At 56.8% G+C, this 20681-nt stretch carries 18 protein-coding genes; 7 read left to right on the forward strand and 11 right to left on the reverse strand.

Annotated features, from left to right (window positions below; all coding sequences use genetic code 11):
- Window positions 1-7 precede the first annotated feature (7 nt).
- From AQ981_RS10280 to AQ981_RS10305, 6 genes are all read right to left on the reverse strand, one after another.
- Complete coding sequence (locus tag AQ981_RS10280) at window positions 8-787, reverse strand: ABC transporter ATP-binding protein (RefSeq protein ID WP_058911668.1); 780 nt, start codon at window positions 785-787, stop codon at window positions 8-10.
- Window positions 787-1557: an ABC transporter permease gene (locus AQ981_RS10285; RefSeq protein ID WP_058911669.1), complete on the reverse strand. Its 771-nt coding sequence runs from the start codon at window positions 1555-1557 to the stop codon at window positions 787-789. Before AQ981_RS10285 ends, AQ981_RS10280 begins: the two co-directional genes overlap by 1 nt.
- Entirely contained in the window at window positions 1554-2558 is a 1005-nt protein-coding gene (locus tag AQ981_RS10290) for a taurine ABC transporter substrate-binding protein (protein ID WP_058911670.1), read from the reverse strand. The genes AQ981_RS10285 and AQ981_RS10290 overlap by 4 nt, the downstream gene beginning before the upstream one ends.
- 76 nt (window positions 2559-2634) lie before the next feature.
- Window positions 2635-3360 (reverse strand): cysteate racemase, encoded by a 726-nt coding sequence (gene cuyB / locus AQ981_RS10295; protein WP_058911671.1) that lies wholly within the window; start codon window positions 3358-3360, stop codon window positions 2635-2637.
- Window positions 3357-4355: a D-cysteate sulfo-lyase gene (gene cuyA / locus AQ981_RS10300; protein WP_058911672.1), complete on the reverse strand. Its 999-nt coding sequence runs from the start codon at window positions 4353-4355 to the stop codon at window positions 3357-3359. The genes cuyB and cuyA overlap by 4 nt, the downstream gene beginning before the upstream one ends.
- Before the next feature lie 184 nt (window positions 4356-4539).
- Entirely contained in the window at window positions 4540-5490 is a 951-nt protein-coding gene (locus tag AQ981_RS10305) for a LysR family transcriptional regulator (RefSeq protein WP_058911673.1), read from the reverse strand.
- Between the two features lie 128 nt (window positions 5491-5618).
- Here AQ981_RS10305 and AQ981_RS10310 point away from each other — a divergent pair, with 128 nt between their 5' ends.
- Entirely contained in the window at window positions 5619-7397 is a 1779-nt protein-coding gene (locus tag AQ981_RS10310) for an adenine deaminase (RefSeq protein ID WP_058911674.1), read from the forward strand.
- A 105-nt stretch (window positions 7398-7502) separates the two neighbouring features.
- Here the strand turns inward: AQ981_RS10310 and pgm are convergent, their stop codons facing one another.
- A complete protein-coding gene (gene pgm / locus AQ981_RS10315; protein ID WP_058911675.1) occupies window positions 7503-9146 on the reverse strand; it encodes a phosphoglucomutase (alpha-D-glucose-1,6-bisphosphate-dependent) in 1644 nt (547 codons plus the stop codon).
- Window positions 9147-9170: 24 nt separating this feature from the next.
- Window positions 9171-9722, reverse strand: coding sequence for a replication initiation negative regulator SeqA (seqA, locus tag AQ981_RS10320; RefSeq protein ID WP_058911676.1), 552 nt, complete (start codon window positions 9720-9722; stop codon window positions 9171-9173).
- Window positions 9723-9906: 184 nt separating this feature from the next.
- On the opposite strand from seqA, the gene ybfF reads away from it, so the two are divergent.
- The 6 genes from ybfF (at window position 9907) to AQ981_RS27630 (ending at window position 14016) form a co-directional block, all read left to right on the forward strand.
- On the forward strand, window positions 9907-10686 hold the full coding sequence (gene ybfF, locus AQ981_RS10325) for an esterase (RefSeq protein ID WP_058911677.1): 780 nt from the start codon (window positions 9907-9909) through the stop codon (window positions 10684-10686).
- 130 nt (window positions 10687-10816) lie between these two features.
- Complete coding sequence (gene ybfE / locus AQ981_RS10330) at window positions 10817-11098, forward strand: LexA regulated protein (RefSeq protein ID WP_058911678.1); 282 nt, start codon at window positions 10817-10819, stop codon at window positions 11096-11098.
- A 155-nt stretch (window positions 11099-11253) separates the two neighbouring features.
- A complete protein-coding gene (fldA, locus tag AQ981_RS10335; protein WP_058911679.1) occupies window positions 11254-11784 on the forward strand; it encodes a flavodoxin FldA in 531 nt (176 codons plus the stop codon).
- A gap of 290 nt (window positions 11785-12074) precedes the next feature.
- Window positions 12075-12527, forward strand: coding sequence for a ferric iron uptake transcriptional regulator (fur, locus tag AQ981_RS10340; RefSeq protein ID WP_058911680.1), 453 nt, complete (start codon window positions 12075-12077; stop codon window positions 12525-12527).
- A gap of 311 nt (window positions 12528-12838) precedes the next feature.
- On the forward strand, window positions 12839-13453 hold the full coding sequence (locus tag AQ981_RS10345) for a helix-turn-helix domain-containing protein (protein ID WP_058911681.1): 615 nt from the start codon (window positions 12839-12841) through the stop codon (window positions 13451-13453).
- 149 nt (window positions 13454-13602) lie between these two features.
- Window positions 13603-14016 (forward strand): putative T6SS immunity periplasmic lipoprotein, encoded by a 414-nt coding sequence (locus AQ981_RS27630; RefSeq protein WP_154675930.1) that lies wholly within the window; start codon window positions 13603-13605, stop codon window positions 14014-14016.
- Between the two features lie 85 nt (window positions 14017-14101).
- Here AQ981_RS27630 and AQ981_RS10355 read toward each other — a convergent pair whose 3' ends face one another.
- From AQ981_RS10355 to glnS, 3 genes are all read right to left on the reverse strand, one after another.
- Window positions 14102-16759 (reverse strand): beta-N-acetylhexosaminidase, encoded by a 2658-nt coding sequence (locus tag AQ981_RS10355; protein ID WP_058911683.1) that lies wholly within the window; start codon window positions 16757-16759, stop codon window positions 14102-14104.
- 158 nt (window positions 16760-16917) lie between these two features.
- Window positions 16918-18315: a chitoporin ChiP gene (chiP, locus tag AQ981_RS10360; RefSeq protein ID WP_058911684.1), complete on the reverse strand. Its 1398-nt coding sequence runs from the start codon at window positions 18313-18315 to the stop codon at window positions 16918-16920.
- A gap of 650 nt (window positions 18316-18965) precedes the next feature.
- The gene (gene glnS, locus AQ981_RS10365) at window positions 18966-20636 is read right to left on the reverse strand and encodes a glutamine--tRNA ligase (protein ID WP_058911685.1); all 1671 of its coding nucleotides are present in this window, start codon (window positions 20634-20636) and stop codon (window positions 18966-18968) included.
- Between the last annotated feature and the right edge of the window lie 45 nt (window positions 20637-20681).

Below are 20681 nucleotides of genomic sequence, written 5' to 3' on the forward strand. Positions count from 1 at the left end.
GCCATCGTCAACTGAGATGGCGTTTTGCCTCTTCGCGCACCCGATGCAGAACATGGCGCTTAATATCGCCGTACTGCGGATGTTCCGCCAGCGTCTCAATATCCCGCTGGCGACCAAAGGGCAGAACAATCTCCTCAACAATCCGCCCCGGACGCGCCGACATAATCAGAATGCGATCGGCGAGAAACAGCGCCTCTTCCACATCATGAGTAACAAACAGCAGCGTGGTGCCGGTTGCCAGCCAGGCGTTGCGTAGCAGTTCCTGCATCATCAGCCGCGTCTGAGCGTCCAGCGCCCCGAAGGGCTCATCAAGCAGCAGAACCTCCGGCTCCGGTAGCCAGGCCCGGGCCAGGGCCACGCGCTGTTTCATCCCGCCGGAAAGCTGCCACGGAGCATGATGTTCAAAGCCCTTCAGCCCCACCCGCTCCAGCCACTCCCGCGCCTGTTGGTTTACCCCGGCTTTATGGTGCCTGGCCAGACGCGGACCAAAGGTGACATTTTCCAGTACCGACAGCCACGGGAAGAGATTCGGCTGCTGGAAAATCATCCCGCGCGACGGCCCGGGGCGCTCCACTTTTTGCCCGTCAGCCAGTACCTGGCCACAGTCGGGTTTCGTGAATCCCGCCACCAGGTTGAGGATTGTCGATTTACCGCAGCCCGAAGGCCCCAGCAGGACCACAAACTCGCCGCGCGCCAGCGCCAGAGAGATATCCTGCAGTACGGTAAACGGGCGCGACTGCGCCGCAAAAGTCAGCGACACATTTTCCAGCGCGATTGGTATATCCATCACTCTTTCCCCGCCCAGGGCACCAGCAGACGCTGCAGCCCCAGAAGTAATAAATCCAACAGATAGCCGATACCGCCGAGCAACAAAATGCCGAGCATAACAATATCGGTACGCAGATAAGCGCTGGCGTTCATCACCATCCAGCCCAGCCCGGCGCTGGCGGCCACCATTTCAGCGGCAATCAGCGACGTCCAGCCAATGCCAATCGCCAGCCGCACAGTGGTAAACAGCTCCGGCAGCGCATCGGGCAGCACCACGTGCAGGAAAATCTGCCGCCGCGACGCTCCCAGCGTCTGGGCGACGCGAATGCGCGAACGGCCGATGCGCTCCACCGCCGCCGCCGCCCCCACCACCACGCTGAGAAAGGTGGCGATAAAGATCAGAAAGAACTTTGACGCCTCGCCGATCCCCAGCCAGACCACCGCCAGCGGGATCAGGGCAATCTTCGGCAGCGGGCGCAAAAACTGGACAAACGGATTCAGCACCGCCGACAGTACCTCTGACATCCCCATCATCAACCCGAGCGGAATACCGATGACAATTGCCGCGGCAAAGGCGCTCAGCGCCCGGGCCAGGCTGACGGTGACATGTTCCCACAGCGGTACCTGGCGATAGCCGTCCGCCAGCAGTTCTTGCGTGGTGAGTCCGATATCGGCCAGCGACGGCAGCAGGAGCGGATCGACCCACTGCCGGGCCGCCGCCAGTTGCCAGAGCGCCAGAAAAATCGCCACCGACACCACACTGATGGCGACATGCTGAGTCAACTTCATTGTGCCGTCACCGCCGCATCGCGCACGTAGCGTGAGTTAATGGCGCTGTCCCAACTGGCGGGGATATCGCGCTTGCGCAGTTCCCCGGTGCCAGCGAGAAACGCCGCGGTTTTACTCAGCGCCCGACCAATTCCGCTGTCGCTGGTGGCGGTGCCGTTGCCCAGCCAGGCGGCAGTCCCCTGCTCCGCCAGCGTCGGATACTCAAGGCCGCCAAGGGTGTTGACCGCGGTGGTAACCGGCGCCCCCACCTCTTTGGCGACAATCGCCGCCGCCCGCTCGGGATCGCGTTTAAACTCCTCAACCTTTTGCTGATGTACGCGCAGGAAGGCGCTTACCAGCTGTGGGTACTGCTCGGCGAACGCTTTGCGCACCACATAGTTGTTGTAAATCAGGTAGCCATCCTGCTGTAGCTGTTTGGTGGCGAACACCGCGTGCCCCCCGGACGCCTCCAACTGTTGGGCGAACGGCGGCCAGACATAGCCGGCATCAATATCGCCGCGCTGCCATGCGGCGACCATTTCCGCCGGACGCAGCGGCAGCAGGGTAATTTTGCTGCGGTCGAGTTTATGGATGGCAATGGCCGCCTCCAGGGCATACTGGGCGGTGGAGTTCGGCGGATAGCCGACCCGTTTGCCCTCAATGTCTTTCAGCGAGTTAATCCCCTGTTTGGCCAGCAGGCGCTCGGATGTGGCAATCACCCCGGAGATGCCGATAATTTCAATCGGTAGCTGGCGCACAATGCCGGCCGTCGCCGGGCTGGAGCCGAAATTAGCAATATCTATGGCATCGCTGGCAAAGAAATTCAGCGCATCCGCGCCGGAGCCAAACTGTACCCATTTCACTTTGCTGTTCAGCGCCTTATCCAGAGAACCGTCCGCTTTCGCCAGTAATAATATTTGCGAGCTGCCGTAAGCCACGCGAACTTCCGGCGGCGTCTGCGCCCGGGAGATATTTGCCCACAGGCTGGCCGCTGCCAGTAATAAGCACAGATGCTTTTTCATCTTGTTTTCCTTTTAATTTTCGGGGATGGGGCCAGCCAGCGCGTTATTAACGGATAATCACCACTGGCCGGTTTTATTACGCGTACTGCGTGTGTCGATATTGTTGCCAGATAGCCGAACATCGCCGGGCTAACGCCTGCGCCGGGTCAATCGTCAGCGCCAGAAAAGGCGCCTGAACCGCCCGCAATGCCAGCGGTATTTCGCTACAGGCGAGGATCAGCCGCTGCGCGCCGCGTTCCAGCAGCGTCTGACCGAGGCGGGCGAACGCCGCGCCGCCCGTTTCAATATCCCCGCGTTTCACCGCGTAGCAGCCGGGCACAAACGCCTGTTCCAGCTCCCGGGCCGTCGGCGTCAGCGGGGTCATCGCACGCTGTTCCAGCCCGTTCTGATACCAGCCGGCCCGCAGCGTACCCGGCGTGCCGATAACGCCGACGCGCGCAGGACGGGGATAGAGACTGGCGATATCATCCAGCGTTTCCTGCACCATATGCAGCACCGGCGCCCGGCTGGCGGCGCTCAACTGGTCATGCCAGTGATGGGCGGTGTTGCAGGGGATGACAATATGGCTGGCCCCCGCCTGATTGAGTATTTCAATCCCGCGCAGCAACTGCGGTAGCGGATCGGGACCGCAGCCCGCCAGCGCTTTCTGCCGATCGGGAATTTGCGGCACATTCCACGCCAGTACCGGAATTTGCTGCTGGTCGCTGTCCGCCGGGGTTGCGGCCAGCAGCGTCGCCATAAAATCGACGGTCGCCAGCGGCCCCATCCCGCCCAGTACGCCCAGCAAAAAAGGGCGGCTCATTCCAGCACCTCGCGATAGCCAAACAGCCCCGCGGCGCCGCCGGTATGGATAAAGACCACATTATCGTCCTTGCGGAAATGGCCCTGCCGAATCAGGTCAATCAGCCCCGCCATCCCTTTGGCGGAATAGACCGGATCGAGCAAAATGCCCTCGTGACGTGCCAGCAGGGTGAGCGCCTCCAGAGTACCCGGCGTCGGCAGCCCATAGCCGTCGCCGACATAATCGCTGTTCACCGCCACCGCCGTATGGGGCAGTTCCTCTTTCACGCCCAGCAACTCCCGCGTTTGTATCGCCAGGTTGCGGACATTCTCCTCCTGACGCGCCTGCGGCGCCCGCACGCTGATACCCAGCACCGGGATAGCGCTGTGGGTCGCCGTCAGTCCCGCCACCAGCCCGGCCTGGGTACCGGTACTGCCGGTGGCGTGCACAATGTGGTCGATGCGCAGGCGCAACTGCGACGACTGGTACAACAACTCCTCGGCGCAGGCCACGTAGCCCAGCGCGCCAACCGGATTAGAGCCGCCGCCGGGAATGATATACGGGCGATGCCCCTGCTCCCTGAGCGTGGCGGCATAATTTTCCATCGCCTGCTGCATATCAGTACCGGCGGGCAGATGGGCGACAATTTCCCCGCCCAGCAGTTTATCGAGCAGAACATTACCCGAGTGTTGATAATCGTCGCCAAACCCGGTGACGCGCTGTTCCAGTAGCACCTTTGCGCGAATCCCCAGCTTCGCCGCCGCGGCGATAGTCTGGCGTACATGGTTAGACTGCGTCGCTCCCTGGGTAATAATTACATCGGCTTGTTGAGCCAGCGCCTGGGCCAGCAAAAATTCAAGTTTGCGGGTTTTATTGCCGCCGGTGGCCAGACCGGTTGCGTCGTCGCGTTTAATCCAGATTTGCGGGCCGCCTAATAACCGGGAAATATTTTCCAGTGGTTCCAGCGGCGTGGGGAAATGCCCGAGAGCAATACGGGGAAAGCGAGCCAGATGCATAATAAACTCCCTGAAAAATAGCAAGACACGTAAAAAATACTTAACCGTAAGTTTTTTATAGCGATGTTAGCGCCGGTGTCCTGAATATAACTATTCAGCAGAAAGTGATTAACTATAAAAAATGCACAATGATTACCGAAATTGTGCTTAGAAAAATAGCGGCATAGCTAAATACAAAACCAGCCTATGGCGAGGCATTGCTCGCCGCCTGATCCGGGTCACGATGGCGCAGCGTTTTCAGCAGCAACTGAAAACTGGCGTCAATCAACGGCGGCAGCGGCTGGGCGCTGCGCATCAGCGCCACGGTGCGCGCCAGCGCCGGCTGTTGCAGTTGTACCGCCACCAGATCGGGGTCCCGCAAATGCGTGGTATATAGCTGCGGCAGTATTGCCACCGCCAGTTGCGAGCGCACCAGTCCGTAGAGGGTTTCAATATAGTCGACGTGATAACGGGGTTGCAGGGTCAGACGATTACTCTCCGCCAGGGCGCTGACCAGCCGCTGAATATTGCCGCGGGAAAATACCGCAATATCGCGATCGATTAATCGCCGCCACGGCAGGTGACCTGACCCGGCCAGCGGATCGTCGCGGTGCAGAATGGCGACAAAAGGATCGTCCTGGAGCGGGAATACCTCAATATCGGCGGGCACTGAGCTGTCCAGCGCGCCAATCCCGTAATCAATCTGGCCGTTAATCAATCGGGTAATCAGCGCATCATTGGTCTGGTCGTGAAATGCCACCCGCAAACGGGGAAACGCCGCCGCCAGTTGGCGGGGCAGCGTCGGGAACAGCAGCGAGCTCACGGAAGGCACCAGCCCGATATGGACCGTCCCCTCCCCGCCCGCTTCCACAATCTGGTTCATATCGCTGAACGCCCGCCGGGCGACGTTCACCACCCGTTCGGCATGGGGCAGGATCGCCGCGCCCAGTTCAGTCAGCGACACCGCCGACGCGGTGCGATTCACCAGCTTCCCGCCCAGCACGGACTCAATCTGGCGCAGCGCGCTGCTCAGCGCCGGCTGGCTGATTGCCAGATGATTTGCGGTATCGGTGAAATGACGCAGTTGCGCCAGGGTGACAAAATAGTGCAGTTGCTTTAACGAAAGCGCCGGCAGGCGGTTCCATGGCGTAGTCATAGTGAGCCTTCACGTCGTCACAGCGCCCGAGAATAATGGTTTCTTATTACGCGATAAATTTATTCATCTGGGCAATCGTTTCCCCTGCCCCTAGAGTAACATCATTAATTCTCATGCGGATAACGATTATGAACCCGAGTACGGAAACCCGCCGCCGGGCGGTGCAGGCCGCCAGGGGCGATATCGCCTTTGATCTATTACTGACTGATGCGCGCGTTGTCGATATGGTGACCGGAGAAATCCGCGACGCCGATGTTGGTATCACCGGAGAGCTTATCGCCAGCGTTCACCCGCGCGCCACCCGCTGCGACGCCCATGAAACCCACAGTCTGGAAGGCGCTTACCTCTCCCCCGGATTTATTGACACCCACGTACACCTGGAAAGCTCGCACCTGACACCGGCGCGCTATGCGGAAATCGTCGTCGCCCAGGGCACCACCGCGGTATTCTGGGATCCTCATGAACTGGCTAACGTCCTCGGCGTCGACGGCGTGCGCTATGCCATTGACGCCAGCCGCGGTCTGCCGTTGCAGGTGATGATCGCCGCGCCGTCCTGTGTCCCCTCGACGCCGGGTCTGGAGATGTCCGGCGCCGAGTTTTCCGGCGCCGAAATGCAAACCATGCTCGGCTGGCCGGAAGTTCGCGGTGTGGCGGAAGTGATGGACATGCACGGCGTGCTGAACGGCAGTGAACGCATGCAGGCCATTCTGCAGGCCGGGCTGGCCAGCGGCAAACTGATTGAAGGTCATGCCCGCGGGCTGAACGGCGCCGGTCTGCAGGCCTATCTGGCTGCCGGGGTGAGCGCCGATCATGAACTGACATCGGCGGCCGATGCGCTGGAAAAGCTGCGCGCCGGGCTGACGCTGGAGATCCGCGGCTCCCATCCCTACCTGCTTCCCGACATTGTCGCGGCGCTGAATGCCCTGCCGCACCTCTCTTCGCAAATCACCGTCTGCACTGACGATGTGCCCCCTGATATGCTGCTGGAAAAAGGCGGCATTGTGGCGCTGCTGAATATGCTGATTGAGCACGGCCTGCCCGCTACCGCCGCGCTACGCTTCGCGACCCTCAACGCGGCGCTGCATATGCAGCGTCACGATCTGGGGCTGGTGGCCGCCGGGCGGCGCGCCGACCTGGTGGTATTCGATTCCCTGAAGCAGTTGAAGGCCCGCCGGGTCTATGTCGCGGGGCAACTGACCGCTCTCGACGGCAGACTGCTGCAACCGATTAGCGCGCCGGAGGATATTACTCTGCCGCCGCAAACTCTGGGTCTGGCACCGGTCACGGAGCAGGACTTTGTGATTCGGGTCGAGGGCATTAAAAACGGCAGCGCGCGTTTTCGCCATATTCGCGGCGCGCGTTTTACCGAATGGGGAGAGGTTACCGTCAGGGTGCGCGACGGCCAGGTCGAGGTTCCCGACGGCTTCAGTCTGATTTGGGTTAAACACCGCCACGGGCGCCACCAGGCCACGCCGCAGATCGCCCTGCTGGAAGGCTGGGGAGAGCTGCGCGGCGCCATCGCCACCAGCTATTCCCATGACTCGCATAACCTTGTGGTGCTCGGGCGCGGCGCGCAGGAGATGGCGCTGGCCGCCAACCAGTTGATCGCCAGCGGCGGCGGCATGGCGCTGGCGCAGGACGGCGCGATTCTTGCCCACGTGGCAATGCCCATTGCCGGTATCCTGTCGGATAAACCCGCTGACCAGCTTGCCGCCGCGTTCCGCAACCTGCGCGATCTGAGCGCCAGGGTTGCAGACTGGGAGCCGCCCTACAGGGTGTTTAAGGCTATCGAGGGCACCTGCCTGGCCTGTAACGTCGGCCCGCATTTAACCGATCTGGGATTAACCGATGGCGCCACCCGTCAGATTGTCGAGCCGCTGATTGACTGCCAGGAAGATATGGAATAACGGTAACCTGTTGAACCACCAACGAAAAACGGGCCGAAGAGACGATCTCCGGCCCGTTGCGCTATGCGGCGCGGCCTGGTAAACCCGCGCCACACCTGTAAGGCTTTACTTCGCGTTCTTCAGCACTTCGCTGACAATCTCTACCGCTTCTTTCTCGATCTGCTTACGGTGTTCCTCGCCAAGGAAACTCTCGCAGTAGATTTTGTAGGCGTCTTCGGTACCGGACGGACGAGCGGCGAACCAGCCGTTTTCCGTCATCACTTTAAGCCCGCCGATAGAGGCGCCGTTACCCGGCGCCGCCGTCAGACGCGCGGTGATCGGATCCCCCGCCAGAGTACTGGCGCTGACCATTTCCGGCGACAGTTTTGACAATGCCGCTTTCTGGGCCGAGGTAGCCGGCGCCTGAATGCGGTTGTAGCTCGGAGCGCCAAAGCGGGCCGCCAGTTCGTTATAGTGCTCCTGCGGGTTCTTACCCGTTACCGCGGTGATTTCCGCCGCCAGCAGGCACATGATGATGCCGTCTTTATCGGTGGACCACGGCGTGCCGTCAAAACGCAGGAACGACGCCCCGGCGCTCTCTTCACCGCCAAAACCAAAGCTGCCGTCAAACAGGCCATCGACAAACCACTTAAAGCCGACCGGCACTTCCACCAGTTTGCGGCCTAAATCGGCGACCACCCGGTCAATCATTGCCGAAGAGACCAGGGTTTTACCTACCGCGACATCCTTGCCCCACTGCGGGCGATGGCGGAACAGGTAGTTGATGGCCACCGCCAGATAGTGGTTCGGGTTCATCAACCCCGCCGGCGTGACAATACCGTGCCGGTCGTAATCCGGATCGTTACCGAACGCCAGGGAGAATTTATCGCGCAGCGCCAGCAGACCGGCCATCGCGCATTCAGAGGAGCAGTCCATACGGATAGCCCCGTCTTTATCGAGATGCATAAAGCGGAAAGTCTGATCCACCGCGTCATTAACAATGGTCAGATCCAGTTGATAATGTTCCGCGATGCGCTTCCAGTACTCAATGCCGGAACCGCCCAGCGGATCGACGCCCAGCTTCAGCCCCGCTTTCTGGATAGCCGCCATATCGACGATTTGCGCCAGCCCTTCGACAAACGGCTGCACCAGATCCTGCGCCTGCACATGGCCGCCGGCCCAGGCTTCATCCAGCGAAACGCGTTTAACCCCTTTCAGGCCATCCGCCAGCAGCGCGTTAGCGCGGTCTTCCACCACTTTAGTGACGTTAGTATCCGCCGGACCGCCATTCGGCGGGTTGTACTTAATCCCGCCGTCTTCCGGAGGGTTATGGGACGGGGTAATCACAATACCGTCCGCCAGCGCGCCGCCCTTGCGGTTATGCACCAGAATCGCGTTGGAAACCGCCGGCGTCGGGGTATACCCGTTATCCTGCTGAACGATCACATCCACCCCGTTCGCCGCCAGCACTTCCAGCACCGAGATAAACGCCGGTTCGGACAGCGCGTGGGTGTCTTTCCCGACGTAGCACGGCCCGGTAATGCCATTTTTCGCCCGCTCTTCGGCAATCGCCTGAGCAATCGCCAGAATGTGCGGCTCGTTAAAGTTGTGGCGCGCCGCGCTGCCGCGATGACCGGAAGTGCCAAACTTTACAGCATGTTCGGCGTTACCCACCTGCGGTTTCAGCACATAGTACTGGGCTGTCAGTTGGGCAACATTAATCAAATCACTCTGCTGTGCGGGTTGACCGGCACGAGTATGGTTAGCCATTGTCGATTCCTTGTGACGCGAATGTCAGATTGTGCCGCAAACCTTCTCAATCAATTCTGTCGGGAATTGCATTGATTGCATGATGTGTTCCACCATGCCGCATTTACGACCCGTGTTGGTATTGGTAATCACCCAGTATGGGGTACCCGGAATATGTTTGGGTTTAGTCTGGTTGCCGTTTTTCAGCAAGGTTTGTTCATCGCCGGCAAAATACACCCGGGTACGACCGTGCAGTGATTCGGTCGCCTCGTGGAACGCTTTTTCGTCCAGCTTGTACAGGGTGGAGAGTATCAGCATGAAACGATTTACGGCTTTTTTCTGCTCGGCGTATTCGTCCGAGAGCATCAGCTCGCGCATGGCGCGCACCCGATCCCGCGCCGGCGTCGCCGGCCGGGCTGCCGCAGTCGGCACCGGCTGCGGCGCTTTTACCGCCGCGCCCGCGGCCGCCTGCTGTTCAGGCTGGCTGGCGGCGACTTTCAGCATACGCCGTAAAATGTCGGACGCGCTTTCACCAATATGCTGAGTATGGCTGGCAATGTAGCGATACAGCTCGTCATCAACTTCAATCGTTTTCATCTTAATCCAGTGTCATTATCATTCTGAATGCGAGTGGTTGAGATTATAAAATCAAATCCCAACCACCGATAGCGTTAACCTGAGACGGGGCGCGCAAGTGAGAGCGATGTCGCGACTTGCGGCCGACCCGTAGAATGGGGAACATAATACCCTAACCTGACTCTCCCCTAAAAAGAACTTTGCGATGAAATTAAACGCCCGGATACAAACTGCACAGAAGCCTGACCACCGCTCTCCTATTGTCCTGATTCACGGGCTATTTGGCAGCCTTGATAATCTGGGGGTGCTGGCGCGCTCGCTGGTGGAAAACCACACGGTACTCCAGGTTGATATGCGCAACCACGGCCTTTCCCCGCGCAGCGACAGTATGTCGTGGCGCGATATGGCCGGGGATATCCTCGACACCATGGACGCTTACCATCTCTCCCACGCTACGCTTATCGGCCACTCGATGGGCGGCAAAGCGGCGATGACCGTTACCGCCCTCGCGCCGCAGCGGGTCGACGCGCTGGTCGCCATCGACATTGCGCCGGTCGACTATGATGTACGGCGTCATGATGAGATCTTCAGCGCTATCCGCGCTGTCAGCGATCGGGGAGCCGCAACCCGCCATCAGGCGGCGGCCATAATGCGTGATTTCGTCGGTGAAGAAGGGGTGATTCAGTTCCTGCTGAAATCGTTTGTCGATGGCGAGTGGCGCTTCAATGTCCCGGTGCTGTGGGACAACTACCGGCAGATTGTCGGCTGGGAAGAGGTGCCGGCCTGGCCCCATCCGGCGCTGTTCATTTGCGGCGGCCAGTCGCCCTATGTTCAGCCCCGGTACCGGCCAGCCATTATCGCTCAGTTTCCCCGCGCCCAGGCCCATGTGATTGCCGGCGCCGGCCACTGGGTTCACGCCGAAAAACCCGATGCCGTGCTGCGGGCAATTCAGCGTTTTCTGAATGAACGCCGGGAAACTGATTAAAAACCCAGCGACCAGTGTTCAGATTCGCCTTACGCGTTGGCGCGCCCTGTTCCCTGATGTATGATGGCGCGCTAAAAATGCGCGGGCCACGGCTCTGCGTACGCCTGTTTTCCCTGTCAGTAGTCTAATCATGGCAAAAGAACAAACGGACCGTACGACTCTCGATCTGTTCGCAAACGAGCGTCGCCCGGGAAGACCGAAAACCAATCCGCTATCGCGCGATGAACAGTTGCGCATTAATAAACGTAACCAGCTGCGGCGCGACAAAGTTCGCGGCCTGAAGCGCGTGGAACTGAAGCTTAACGCCGACGCGGTGGAAGCCCTCAACCACCTGGCGGATGCGCGCAATATCAGCCGTAGCGAACTCATTGAAGCCATGTTGCTGGAGCAGCTTGACCAGTTACAACGTTAGGCATCGACCGGCGAAAAAGGACGCCGGATGTGGCAGAGTGTGCACCGGCGCCTGATACAGGTTTCCGCTGCGGGATCTGTTCTGCTATGATTGTGCTGGCCGTTGACATGATGTGGCCCCCCATACCATATAAGTTTCAAGAGGTTATTTAATTCATGGCAATCGTAGGCATTTTTTTCGGCAGCGACACCGGCAACACCGAAAATATCGCAAAAATGATTCAAAAACAGCTCGGTAAAGACGTTGCTGAGGTGCATGACATTGCTAAAAGCAGCAAAGAGGACCTGGAAGGCTTCGACATTATGCTGCTCGGCATCCCGACCTGGTATTACGGCGAAGCCCAGTGCGACTGGGATGACTTCTTCCCGACGCTCGAAGAGATTGATTTCAACGGTAAACTGGTCGCGCTGTTTGGCTGCGGGGACCAGGAAGACTATGCCGAATACTTCTGCGACGCCCTTGGCACGATCCGCGACATTATTGAACCGCGCGGCGCGACCATCGTTGGTCACTGGCCGACGGCGGGCTACCATTTTGAAGCCTCCAAAGGGCTGGCGGACGACGACCACTTTGTCGGCCTGGCGATTGACGAAGATCGTCAGCCGGAACTCACCAGCGAACGCGTGGAAAAGTGGGTAAAACAGATTTCCGAAGAGCTGCAGTTAGACGCTATTATCAATGCCTGACCGTCCTGCGGCGTAGCGTCCAGGCTACGCCGCATTGATAGGTATTACCAATTAAAATAATCGCTACATTTTTTTAACTTTTCTGCGCGGCACTGTACAATGTCCCCCTGGTTAATCGGATGATTTTATTGCCCCGTGTGATGTAAATCCGGTTTTGAGTACTGATTATTTGCGCGATGGGTGTTGTTTCCATTTAGTAACAGCAGTTCTATAATGAGACGCATCCATCTTAAGGCGTACCCGATTTTCACTTGTTGAAGTGAATCGCTAAGCAACAGGACAAATTCCGCATGACTGACAACAATACCGCATTAAAGAAAGCTGGCCTGAAAGTCACGCTTCCCCGGTTAAAAATCCTGGAGGTACTGCAGGAGCCGGACAATCACCACGTCAGTGCGGAAGACTTATACAAACGTTTGATCGATATGGGCGAAGAGATTGGTCTGGCCACCGTATACCGGGTGCTGAACCAGTTCGATGATGCCGGTATCGTAACCCGCCATAATTTTGAAGGCGGCAAATCGGTTTTTGAGCTGACTCAACAACATCATCACGATCATCTGATCTGTCTGGACTGCGGTAAAGTGATCGAATTCAGCGACGATTCCATTGAAGCGCGCCAGCGTGAAATTGCGTCGCGTCACGGTATCCGCCTGACTAACCACAGTTTGTACCTTTACGGCCACTGCGCTGAAGGCGATTGCCGCAGCGACGAGTCATTGCACGATTTACACAACAAATAAGTCTCCCATTCTCAGACACCATAAGGCCGGGTTTTTCCCGGCCTTTATATTGATGAAAAACCGCACCCCATTGCTGAACTGGCAGATATCAACCGATAACAACCTGGGAAAATCAATTTTTTGATTTTCGGCTGATAGCCACAAAGGAGAAAAAACCACGCTTTTTCCTCCTTTGTGGCTATCAGAAGGCCGGGTTTTTCCCGGCCTTATTACTTTGTTTATCTTATTGCTTTTCCGCTCATACCTGACCCGGGTGTTGCGCTAGAATAGATCTGTCTGCGTCGCTAATACACGGAACCGGTTGCTGTACCATGCTAAAACTCCCCGCTAAACCTCTGGTGGCTATTAACGCTATCACTGCTCTTTTCGCTGAAGACCACCCTCATCTGGTGGCGGCTAAAAACAGCCTGATTGATGTCGCGCAGGGGAAAATTTGTATTATCCATGCCGGGAAACACACGCTGCTGCGCCAGAGCGACAGACTGGTTATCGATAAAGGCGACGCCCCCGGAATTTACGGCATCGCCATGGGCTTTTACCCGATGGCTTTTTTCCGCCTGTACGCTGAGTCAACGTGTCACTATCAACTGATCGATCATCAGCGGTTTTTCGCCACCATTGCCGCGCACGATGCCCATCACCATCTCTATACCCTGCTTTCCTGGTTTCTCGCCACGCTGTGTATGCGTGAAGAGATGCTGATCGGCCATGACAGTTACCGGACAATCCGTGGGACACTGCTGCGCCTGTGGCAACAGGAGGAGAGTACGCGCGCCACCACCAACGTAGCGGATTACATTGTCAGGAGAACCAACCTGTCGCGCAGTATGGTGATGAAAGTGCTGGCGACGCTGCTCCATACCGGCTATATCGCCATCGAAAAGGGAAAACTGACGCAGCTTGAGACGCTACCGGAAGAGCTATAAATGACGGTATCCGGCCCGGTCAATTTCATACCCATCTTACCAGACAACGCATTGCAATCATCCCCGGGATTGCTTACTGTGCGATAGCACAGTTAACTATGGGTGCCGATGTAGGGCGTCAGTGATACGCCTGGATAAGGATAAACAGGATGAAAAGGATTACCCCTGTTAGTGCAATTATCTTAGTCGTGAGTTGTGGTATGCATTCAAATGATCCGCGACCGCCACACTTCAGAGCACCGGTTTCCATTGTTAATGGCAAGGTATGTGTCAAAGTACAACCGCAAAATGATGAAAAGCTGTCAATGCTGATTATCGGCGAGCCAGGAAACGAGAGTAATAAACTCAGCAAAGTTTACTCTGAGGACGCTATTTCGGTTACATCCGATCAATGTATTCCCACCTATGATTACAGATTTACCGTCGGTAACGTTTATACCTTTGATATTATTCTGGAATCTCTGGATAAAAGAAAAAAGGGGATCGTACCCTACTCCCGTATCTATGGTACAAGCTTCCTCCTGGAATACAGTAGCGGCAAGTTATCGGCCAGCCCACTTTAGGCTGTATCAGGCGCAATCAGAATAACAGATAAAAAAGCGGTACCCGTAATGGCGTACCGCTTGATAGCTGATCGCTAATTAATGCTTATTTTACTGCTTCAGCGCGGCTAAAGCGTTTACCGTCCGGGCTAACGGCACGTACCAGCACATCGCCCTGCACCTGCGGACGCGCGCGGTCGTTGTAGCGCTGCCAGTTGGCGCCGTTATCCGTGGAGTATTCGATAGCCAGCCCCGGCAGACCGATATTGGCCTCCAGCACGCCGCCCGCGACTCTGGCGCCCGGCACCGGAATACGATACGCCACGCCAGTCTTATCTATTTTCGCCAGTTCGCGCTGACCGAGGAGATTGGCAAAGCGAGTCCAGTCTTTATGCAGCGCATCCTGATTAACGTGTTGAGTCACGCCGCCCTTAAACTCACGACCGGCCTGGTAATCCAGCTCCCAGGAGGCCTGGTGCCAGCCGCGCTCGGCCAGTGCGATAAGACGCGGGAACAGACGGTATTCCATCTCGTCGTCGGTACGCACCACTTCGCTCCACACCTGCGCTGAAACGCCATAAGCGCCCGGCCACGGTTTGTCCGACTTCGCTTCGAACGCATTTCCATCGCGGTCAACGGAAGTTTCCGCGTTCTGCGGCAGGTTGTTCGGCGCAAAGCTGAACACCTTACGTTCGTCGCTAAAGCGCGTGCCCCAATAGTAGCCCGGCTCCTGCGGGTTCACTTCATACGGGAAATCAAAGTAGACGTAATCCGGGTTAGAGATGGTCACCTCATAGCCTTTGTTGGCCCAGTCGTTCACCGAATCGGCGCCGCCCCAGAACAGCGTATCCCAGAAGTTAACCCCGACGCGCTTCGTGGCGAACGATGAGGAATCTTTGGCATCTTTCAGGCCATCCTGCCATGCCTGCATCTTATCGATACCGTGCTGGTTAACAATCTTGCTGACTTCCATCGCGAACCAGCTCGGCAGGTGCTCCATATCCTCGACTTTGCCCTCTTTGAGCATCGCCTGGCAGACCTGGGATTTCGCCCACGGTTTGTCCTGCTTGCTCAAATCCAGTTGGCCTTTACCGGCTTCCGGGTTTTTCTTGTCGGTATAACCTGCGCCCAGATAGATGTTCTTGGCTTCATCGCCGCCAAAGTGCCAGGTGGTCAGGGGCAGACCAGCCTCTCTGTGCATCTGCTGGATTTCGCCGATCACTTTATCCACAAAGTTACGGGAAGATTCCAGACACGGGTTCAGATAGCCGGTGCGATCGTAGAACTGTACCCCGGTGGTATTGGAGGTATCGGTCGGATCCAGCAGGCGGTATTGATTCGCCTCCTGCTCTTTACCCGCCTTCATCAGCCGATCGTAGCGCGCTTCCATGGAGATCACCGCGGCGCGGGCGTGGGCCGGCACATCGATTTCAGGAATCACATCAATCTGGCGCGCTTTCGCATACTTCAGAATCTCGATGTAATCAGCACGGCTGAAGTAACCGCTGCCGTTAGTGCTGGTGTCCGGGCCGGAACCCAGTTGCGGCAACAGACAGGTTTTTTCGGTCAGGTCATGGCAACGCTTGCTGCCTACTTCCGTCAACTCCGGCAGACCGGGGATCTCAATACGCCAGCCTTCGTCATCGCTGAGATGGAAATGGAATTTATTCAGTTTGTACGCCGCCATCTGATCCAGCGCGCGCAGGATTGCCGCCTTGCTATGGAAGTTACGGCCAACGTCAATAAACATGCCGCGATACTGGAAGCGCGGCGCATCTTTGGCATCGAGGGTAGCGATCTTCATCGGCCCTTCGCTCGGCACCAGAGAGAGAATCGACTGCAGACCGTAGAAAACCCCGGCCTGATCGTAACCGGTAACCACCGCTTCTTTCGCGCCGATCTTCAGCATGTAAGCGCCCGGCACCGCGGTTTTACCGTCAAAGGCTTTGGTGGCGATTTCGGTACGAATTGGGTAGCCGGCGCCGGTCTTCACCCCCAGCAGCGCAAAACGTTCGGCAATCACGTCCGCTGAAGGCTTCACCAGCGCGGAAAGATCCAGCTTCACGCCCTTGCTCAGATCGACATCCTGACCGTGAATTTTGACTTCCAGCGGGGTCGGCATGATCTGGCCGCGCAGCGCTGCGCTGTTGAGCAACTTAACATCGCTGTTCTTCTCAAAGCGCGCTTCCGCGGTCATCAGGACGTTATTGTCGTCCGTGGTACGTTTCCACTCATCGCCGTTCATCGGCGTAACGAACTGGCTGAGATCTTCGGTATTGGTGCTGGCAATCACTTTTGGCTCGGCATCGCCGGAGGTCACATACCAGCGCGGAATCACGTCGGTCATGAACAGTTGCCAGTATTCATTGATGATGGGGATCTCTACCGACTGATTGGCCGGGAAACCGGTAAATTTAGCGGTCGGCTCCAGTTTATGCAGATCGCCGACAATATGCGTCACTTTAAACTGTTCGTTATCCACACTAAGGATCTGGCGGATACTCGGGAAATAGATAGCCCAGTCTTTACCGGTAATCGCTTCACCGTGGTTAGTCAGTTTAATGGTGGCTTTATTACAGGAAGCCCAATCGGCGCCCAGTGCGGCGCAATCCACGCCGTTCAGCGCCGCATGGTTATCATTCACCGTATAATTCACTTTCAACTGGCTGATTTGATCAACCGTCTGCTGGCCGGCAAACGCCGCGCCGCTGCTGATAAGACCGACAATTAAACTGCCCAGTACGCTTGCTTTAAATGTCTTCATCTCTTTTATCCTTCCCGATCACTGATTTTTAGCGCGAATTTCCTGCCAGACAGGGCGTAGCGGCTGTGCTCGCGTTATCGTTACCCATGCTGGTTGCGTCGATACTTTTCTGATGTCAACCGTGAGTTCCCGGCGGTATACCCCGCCGGGAAGCGTCATCAGAAGATGGTGAATGGCGCGATAACCATGAATTTCACGTCACGCTCATCCTGGAAGATGTTGCCGTAACCGCCGCTCCAGCTTGGAATGTCGGAGTGGTTGTCATACTGAGTGAAGTGCAGCTTAAACATCGCGCCTTTTGCGCGGCCTTCCTGCACCACATACGCGGCGTCGAGGCTATAGGCCGACTCTTTCAGGCGGTAGCCTGGATCGTAGTAGGCATCCGGAGTGGCCATTCTGCCCGGCTTAGCATCCCATGCGTACACATAAGAAGCTCCTACCGACCAGCCCGGCAGATTCCAGTTGCTCAGGTCATACATGGCGCCGGCAAACAGCGCTTTTTCGCCGTTGGCGTTAAAGTCGGAGCGGTTATCCCACCAGATGTCGAGACGACCATTAGAGGAGGCATAGGTTGGCGTCATACGCTGCAGGAAGTAACCCTGCTGGCCTTCCGCTTTCACCCAGGTGCCTTCCAGGCGCATATCGACCTGGCCGACTTTATAACCAAAAGTGAGCGCCTGCAGCCAGGCGGTGCCGTCATAAATATCGTTCGCGCCGCCGCTCACTTTGTCGCGGGTACCATAGAACTGGTAGCTGGTGCTCAGCGGGCTACCTGCGACATCAAATTTGTAACTGGCTTTGGCAAAGTACTGATCGACATAGCCCTGAGCCTGACCAAAGGCGGCTTCCAGTACCAGGTCGTTTTTGAAATCATATTTAGCGCCCAGCGAGTGCAGGTAATCGACCCGGGTCTGCTTATCGTTCTGGTAAAACTTGTCCATCTCGATATGCCACGGCGACTTGTATTCGTTAGACCACATGTAGGAGAAACTCAGCGCGCCGCTGTCGCCGAAGTCGAGGTTAGCGCCGGCTTCGGCCCCCTGATAGGTCCCCGGCATAAAGCTCCAGTGCGGCGCCAGCAGGGTCTGCCCGGTCGGCTGGATGTAACCGGCCCGCGCCCAGACCGGGCCATATTTGAACTTCGCCGCCGCTTTATACAGGCTGACGCCGCTCTTATCGCCGGAATAATCTTCATCGTAGGCTTTGTTGCGTGAAGAGAAGGCGATTTCATTCGGGTGACCGCTTTCTGAACTTTCCGCCATCTCAATGGCGGTGAAGGCGGCAATATCAATACCGAACATGTCAGCGGCATAGCCGGACTGGAAATCCAGATTCAGGTTCCAGGTGGAATGGGAAAGGTTGGTTTTGTACTTCTCGCCATCGGTCACATCTTTCCGATCGCGTTCGCGCTGCCAGTAATAGACGCCCCCGGTGAGGGTTGAGTCATCAATGAAACCGGCAGCCTGTGCTTCAGGAACGGATACCCAGCCGGTGAGTGCAGTGGCGCAGGCAACAGCCAGCGCCAGCGTACTACGTTTGCCACTGAACGTACGCATATGAAAATTCCTCTTTGACGTATAAAAATCGCTGATGCAAATCGCACGTTGCGATGAAAAAAAGTGCCTGACGGCCAAAAGCAGTTTTACTAATCCCCCGCATTACTGCTGCGTTAAGATTATTTTTCGCGACGCGAATTATCAATGCCTGAATGAGACATTTTTTGCGCTTTATGACGAAGTGCACATAATTTATGAGTATTTGTAACGACATGTTCGTAAAGGGAAAAAAGTAAAATAATCAATAAAGTATGATATATACCAGAATATTTAACTTTGTTTACGATTAATTTCAGTTCTTAAGGTTGCTGTGGAGAAGATTAATGCTGGCAGGAGATTACAATGGAAATGGAATTAATTCGCATCGCGAATCTTACAACTTCGTTAACTGAATGAAAACGGGTTAAATGCAGGAATATCATATCTGACGTGTTATCGCGGGATTGGCATCGGCAGCGCCCCTGTCGCGTTAGCCCGGAGACGGCCGAAAGACAACCACTCACCGCCAGCAAAGCGACTCAGCGCTCCGTTAGTTTCCTTTTGTTAACAAAATCCGCGCGGCGGCTGGACACCCGGTGCTCATCATCGGGACGGAGGATAAAAAAACGCCGCTTAACGCGGCGTTCAGAATTTACCTAACAAAACAGGGTTTAATCGCCGATTTTCGCCCAGGTATCACGCAGGCCCACAGTACGGTTAAACACCGGCTTCTGCGCGCTGGAGTGACGGCTGTCGAGGCAGAAATACCCTTCGCGCTCAAACTGCCAGGCTTTCCCCGGCTCAGTGGCCTGCAGACCCGGCTCGCCATAACCCTGGCGGATAACCAGCGATTCCGGGTTAATTACCGCCAGGAAATCCTCTGCAGCGCCCGGGTTAGCTACGCTGAACAACCGATCGTAAAGGCGGATTTCCACCGGCAGCGCATGGGGCGCGCTGACCCAGTGAATCACGCCCTTCACTTTACGCCCGTCAGCCGGATCCTTACTCAGCGTGTCGGCATCGTAGCTGCAATAAATGGTGGTGATATTCCCCTGTTCGTCCTTCTCAACCCGCTCGGCTTTGATGACATAAGCATTGCGCAGACGCACTTCTTTACCCAGCACCAGGCGCTTGTACTGCTTGTTGGCCTCTTCCCGGAAATCAGCGCGATCGATCCACAGCTCGCCGCTGAACGGGACTTCACGGCGCCCCATTTCCGGCTTGTTGGGATGGTTGGGCATCGAGACCATTTCGCTGTGCCCCTGCGGGTAGTTTTCAATCACCACTTTGAGCGGATCGATAACCGCCATTGCCCGCGGCGCGTTTTCGTTCAGATCTTCACGGATACAGGCTTCCAGCGCCGCCATTTCCACCGTGTTATCTTGTTTGGTGACCCCAATGCGCTTACAGAACTCGCGCACCGACGCCGCCGTATAACCGCGACGACGCAGGCCGGAGATGGTCGGCATCCGCGGGTCATCCCAGCCTTCGACCACCTTTTCCGCTACCAACTGATTGAGCTTACGTTTGGACATCACCGTGTACTCCAGATTCAGCCGGGAGAACTCGTACTGATGCGGGTGCGGCGTGGGGATCGAAATATGATCCAGCACCCAGTCATACAGGCGGCGGTTATCCTGGAATTCCAGCGTACACAGTGAATGGGTAATGTTTTCCAGCGCATCGGAGATGCAGTGGGTAAAGTCGTACATCGGGTAGATGCACCACTTGCTGCCGGTCTGGTGATGGTCGGCAAACTTAATCCGATACAGTACCGGGTCGCGCATGACGATAAACGGCGACGCCATGTCGATCTTCGCGCGCAGGCAGGCCTTACCTTCTTCAAAACCGCCGCTGCGCATCTTTTCAAACAGCGCCAGGTTCTCCTCCACGCTGCGATCGCGGTACGGGCTGTTTTTACCCGGCTGCGTCAGGGTGCCGCGATACTCGCGAATCTGCTCCGGGGACAGCTCGTCCACATAGGCCAGACCTTTGCCAATCAGCTCTACGGCAAATTGATGCAACTGGTCGAAATAATCCGAGGAATAGCGAACATCGCCCGTCCAGTGGAACCCCAGCCATTGCACGTCGTTTTTGATCGATTCAACGTACTCAATATCTTCCTTTACCGGGTTGGTATCATCGAAGCGCAGATTGCACTGCCCCTGATAGTCCTGGGCGATACCAAAATTCAGACAGATCGACTTAGCATGGCCGATGTGCAGATAACCGTTCGGCTCCGGTGGAAAACGGGTATAAACGGTTGTGTGCTTACCACTGGCCAGATCTTCATCAATGATCTGACGAATAAAGTTTGTCGGGCGGGCTTCAGCCTCACTCATCGCATATTCCTCAAAGCGTAAACATCAGTTAACGGCACATGATCT

The organism is Entomohabitans teleogrylli, assembly GCF_001484765.1.
GTDB lineage: Bacteria > Pseudomonadota > Gammaproteobacteria > Enterobacterales > Enterobacteriaceae > Entomohabitans > Entomohabitans teleogrylli.

Coding starts and splice junctions, on each gene's coding strand:
- AQ981_RS10280 (WP_058911668.1), bottom strand. CDS start 787: ATGGATATACCAATCGCGCTGGAAAATGTGTCGCTGACTTTTGCGGCG.
- AQ981_RS10285 (WP_058911669.1), bottom strand. CDS start 1,557: ATGAAGTTGACTCAGCATGTCGCCATCAGTGTGGTGTCGGTGGCGATT.
- AQ981_RS10290 (WP_058911670.1), bottom strand. CDS start 2,558: ATGAAAAAGCATCTGTGCTTATTACTGGCAGCGGCCAGCCTGTGGGCA.
- cuyB (WP_058911671.1), bottom strand. CDS start 3,360: ATGAGCCGCCCTTTTTTGCTGGGCGTACTGGGCGGGATGGGGCCGCTG.
- cuyA (WP_058911672.1), bottom strand. CDS start 4,355: ATGCATCTGGCTCGCTTTCCCCGTATTGCTCTCGGGCATTTCCCCACG.
- AQ981_RS10305 (WP_058911673.1), bottom strand. CDS start 5,490: ATGACTACGCCATGGAACCGCCTGCCGGCGCTTTCGTTAAAGCAACTG.
- AQ981_RS10310 (WP_058911674.1), top strand. CDS start 5,619: ATGAACCCGAGTACGGAAACCCGCCGCCGGGCGGTGCAGGCCGCCAGG.
- pgm (WP_058911675.1), bottom strand. CDS start 9,146: ATGGCTAACCATACTCGTGCCGGTCAACCCGCACAGCAGAGTGATTTG.
- seqA (WP_058911676.1), bottom strand. CDS start 9,722: ATGAAAACGATTGAAGTTGATGACGAGCTGTATCGCTACATTGCCAGC.
- ybfF (WP_058911677.1), top strand. CDS start 9,907: ATGAAATTAAACGCCCGGATACAAACTGCACAGAAGCCTGACCACCGC.
- ybfE (WP_058911678.1), top strand. CDS start 10,817: ATGGCAAAAGAACAAACGGACCGTACGACTCTCGATCTGTTCGCAAAC.
- fldA (WP_058911679.1), top strand. CDS start 11,254: ATGGCAATCGTAGGCATTTTTTTCGGCAGCGACACCGGCAACACCGAA.
- fur (WP_058911680.1), top strand. CDS start 12,075: ATGACTGACAACAATACCGCATTAAAGAAAGCTGGCCTGAAAGTCACG.
- AQ981_RS10345 (WP_058911681.1), top strand. CDS start 12,839: ATGCTAAAACTCCCCGCTAAACCTCTGGTGGCTATTAACGCTATCACT.
- AQ981_RS27630 (WP_154675930.1), top strand. CDS start 13,603: ATGAAAAGGATTACCCCTGTTAGTGCAATTATCTTAGTCGTGAGTTGT.
- AQ981_RS10355 (WP_058911683.1), bottom strand. CDS start 16,759: ATGAAGACATTTAAAGCAAGCGTACTGGGCAGTTTAATTGTCGGTCTT.
- chiP (WP_058911684.1), bottom strand. CDS start 18,315: ATGCGTACGTTCAGTGGCAAACGTAGTACGCTGGCGCTGGCTGTTGCC.
- glnS (WP_058911685.1), bottom strand. CDS start 20,636: ATGAGTGAGGCTGAAGCCCGCCCGACAAACTTTATTCGTCAGATCATT.